Annotated in this window: 5 protein-coding genes; all 5 read left to right on the forward strand. The window is 31.5% G+C overall.

All coding sequences use genetic code 11. The annotated features are described in order from the left end of the window. Positions 1 to 470 precede the first annotated feature (470 nt). Positions 471 to 911, forward strand: a complete 441-nt coding sequence (locus JM172_RS24025) for a hypothetical protein (RefSeq protein WP_214484914.1) — start codon at positions 471 to 473, stop codon at positions 909 to 911. A 63-nt stretch (positions 912 to 974) separates the two neighbouring features. Continuing rightward, positions 975 to 1547, forward strand: a complete 573-nt coding sequence (locus JM172_RS24030; protein ID WP_214484915.1) for a class I SAM-dependent methyltransferase — start codon at positions 975 to 977, stop codon at positions 1545 to 1547. A gap of 434 nt (positions 1548 to 1981) precedes the next feature. Next, positions 1982 to 3103 carry a hypothetical protein gene (locus JM172_RS24035; protein WP_214484916.1) on the forward strand — a complete coding sequence of 374 codons (1122 nt, stop codon included), beginning with the start codon at positions 1982 to 1984 and terminating at the stop codon, positions 3101 to 3103. Between the two features lie 169 nt (positions 3104 to 3272). Further along, entirely contained in the window at positions 3273 to 3575 is a 303-nt protein-coding gene (locus JM172_RS24040; RefSeq protein ID WP_214484917.1) for a helix-turn-helix domain-containing protein, read from the forward strand. Further along, the coding region (locus tag JM172_RS24045) for an IS3 family transposase (protein ID WP_214484918.1) at positions 3572 to 3948 on the forward strand (377 nt) is incomplete at its 3' end. The genes JM172_RS24040 and JM172_RS24045, both read left to right, overlap by 4 nt.

Here is a 3948-nt window from a genome sequence, read left to right on the forward strand (position 1 = left end):
GCAAGCACGGTTCTGTGAGGGGGTGGAGTACAATTTACCGTAAGGTAGAAAGACTCCATTCTACTCGACTTCAGAAAAAACTCTGAAAAGCGTCTTTATTTGTTTACTTTTTCTTCGTTCAAATTGCCAATCTTATATTGTACAATTAGGAGGGTAAATATGGATATATAGGTAAAACTTACGTTGTTTGCAGTGTCTCATTGTGGTTATTTACTGATTAATCAGTATGAATCGTTATTTAGTGAGTTTCTAAAATGGAAACAATTAAAGAGTCCAAAACGGTACTTGTACGTATTACGGATATATACAAGCTCAGAAAGATGTGCATAGGTAGTAGTTTGTAGACTAAAAATTGAAGGGGTAAATGAATAATCAATAGTTTGATGAGATTATTAAAATAGCGCTAAATATGATAAGGTGCTGGACCCTTACCCTAAATATATCCACACAAATTAAATTAAGGGGAAAGAATGAAACCAAGATTAATAAAATTACGACCAAAAGTAGACCCTCGAGATTACATAAAAGGACAAGATGATAGAGGTAACTACATTTCATATGAAGGTGTAGGTAACAAAAATACCGATAGGCAGAATCATATCAAATCTTTATTTAGAGAAAGTGAAAATCTTCATAATTTTTCATACCCAAGGTTTCATCAAGCTGACAAAGTTATTAAAGCTCTAAATAAAACTCTAGGGGTAAGTTGCGCTATTTTTAGGCCTTATTATGAAGGGTCTGAAGATTGGATAATAGATATGAGGAATGGTATTCAATTAATTATTAACACCTATGATGAATATGGTGGAGATAGTGGTATTAAGCTCACAGGATTAATAACTGATGAAGATATAAGTGATAAAGAGGTGTTTAAAACTATTAATTGGTTATCAAAAGTGTATCAATTATAGGACAGATTGATATAGCTCTAAGAAATAAAGTGAAAATATGTAAATTAAGAGGTAGGGTGAAAATTGAGAAAACAATTAGATGATATTTTTTACGATAATATGGAAAAATATATTGATCCTGAGTTTTATGATTTACAATACGAGAATTATTTAAAAGACCTTCCACTTTTAATAGAGTGGGCAAATAAAAAGGGTGGGGATATTGTCGATTTAGCCTGTGGTACAGGAAGAGCAACAATCCCAATTGCTAAGCTTGGCTATAATATTACTGGGGTTGATATAAATGAAGGAATGTTAAATAGGGCAAAAGAAAAAACAAAAAATATGAATCTTGATATTCAGTGGGTCTTACAGAATTGTACTAAATTATCCCTCAATAGAATGTGTTCTTTAATGTTTATGACTGGAAACTCTTTTCAACATTTTTTAACAAACGAGTCACAAGACAAATTATTACTATCAGTTCATAAGCATCTTGTAAGTGGGGGAATATTTATTTTTGGTACAAGATATCCAAAGATAAGAGAATTAGCAGCTATTGAGGAATCCAAAAATTCTTATTTTGATAAACGAAATCGAAAAGTAATTGAATATAAAACGGCATCATATAATTCGTTTACTCAAATACAGAATTAAATCTCGAAGGGAATTTATTAACGACAACGAGGAAGTTATAGCTATTGAAGAAGATATGATTTCCCTGCGTTTTGTATTTCCAATGGAAATGGAAAGGTTAATAGAACAAAATGGCTTCACTATATTAGATGTTTATGGTTCTTGGGATAAGAGTTCTTTGCAAGAAGACAGTAATGAAATGATATTTATCTGTAAAAAGGTATAAATCTATACAAATATCTAAAGGGTCAGTAAGGTTAGAAGATTGTTTTCTTCCACAATATGGCGCAAATTTCTTAGAAATACTTCCTTTCTTGTAAAAAGGGCTACTTTATGAAATAAAGTTGTTATCGAATAATGGTAATGATTATAATATAATAATTTATGGAGATATATCTATTTTCTTACTGACTATTATGGATTATTTCAAAGTTTAGGAAAGATGTGATTTCTTTATGTCAAAAAAATTGCTATTTATATTGCTGTTCCTATTAATAATCAATCTCTTATTATGGCCAACGGTATATTATTTACTATCTGAAACGAAGGATAGCCAAGAAACAATAGAAAACACACAGTTATTTACTGGAACTACTGAAAAAGAAGAAGACATTCATCAAATTGAAGAAACTAAAAATCTAACAAAAAAAGTTGAAAAGTCAACATCAAAAGAAACTCTTAATAATAAGATAAAATGGGTGAAGGAGGAACGTGGGGTCTTCGTAGTTTATACTTATAATGATGGTGGTGAAGTTGTAAATGTTGCATATAATGATCATTTGGACTATATCATTAAAAGCCTAGGTGAACCTGATTATACAGTACCATCACAAGGAGAATTTGATTCATTAGAGTATGTTTACGACAACTTATTCATTGGTATAAATGAAGAAACAAGTTTAGTAGTTAGTATCCATTTTGCCTCGGACGACTCTCTTTTACAAACAACATGGTATGAAGATTTAGGAGGTCCTGATTATGGGACAAAAGATGATATACACTATTTCTATAACAGATATAAAGATCATATTTTAAAGTTTGATGTCTTTGAAGGCAATGTCAATGTATTATTATTCCCAAACTATTCTTTAGAAGAAAGAGAAGTTAGTGAGGAAATAGCAACAGAATTACCTTCAAGTAACGAAATAAAACAAAAAGAATTTAAAACACTAGGAGATCGAATATACGGCGGAGATGTAGTAAAAATAGGACCATTTGGACCCTATAGCGTTCAAGGATACACGAGTTGGGCAATAGCTAAAGTTGTACCACTATATGGAGAAGCAGGCTATGTTCCTTATGGAGAGAACGGACAATTACCACAGCAAGTATTTAGTCCATTTGATAAAATAGTTCAAACTAGTGATTTATCTTTTTGGATAGAGCCTATAGAAGGATCTTCATTAATGATAATGAGTGGTGAAAAAACCAAATTTTATGTGTGTGTTAGAGTAGCGCAGAACCCAAAATATAACGACTACTACTTTTCGATGACACCAATGCTCTTACCTCAAGGACATAGTAGTCCAATAGATATTTCAAAACTTATGAATATACATCTTAAAATATCTAAATAATTCAACTAAAACTCCTGTGAAGTGGTAGTAATTATTAAGATAGTAATTTCCCACAACTATCAATGTGTTGTTCAACAATATGGCGCTAATCTGAAATGTTATGATCCCCTTATAGTAGACACATACATTAAAGCGCAGTATGCTTGTCTACCATAAGGGGGATTTTTTTATGGAGAAAGATAGAAAAACTTATGATATTAACTTTAAGAAAAAAGTTGTAGAACAGTACCAAATCACTAAGAACTATGCTGCAGTTGCTAGGGAATTTAACATACATCGTAAAAATGTACAACGCTGGGTCAATCATTACAATAATGAAGGAACAAGAGGACTACGGGAAAGGCGAGGAAGAAAAAAAGATTTTAGTAAAGTCACTCATATTCGCAACGAACAACCAGAACAGAAAATAAAACGATTAGAAGCAGAGAATGAATTTCTAAAAAAGCTCTTATCGATGAAAAAGGGGGAATGAGCACATCACCGAATAATAAATATCAGATCATTTATGATTTAGCTCAAATGAATAATTCAATTCAGCTTTTATGCTTTGTGGCGGAAGTATCTAGAAGTGGTTATTACAAGTGGTTAGAACGTGAGACATTTCCTTCGGAAAAGCAAAGAGAGGATAACGAAATTAAGAAAAAAATAATGGAGTGTCACCGTAAGTATAAAGGTATATATGGTTACAGAAGGATTCAAGTTTGGTTGAAAGTTACATATGAAATTCATATAAACCATAAACGAGTCCAACGATTAATGAAGGATCTTGGTATTAAATCTGTCATTAGGAAGAAACGACCTTATTATGGAAGGAAAGAAGCTTATCTGATTTCAAACAATTATCT

The organism is Bacillus sp. SM2101, assembly GCF_018588585.1.
Taxonomy (GTDB): Bacteria; Bacillota; Bacilli; order Bacillales; family SM2101; genus Nanhaiella; species Nanhaiella sioensis.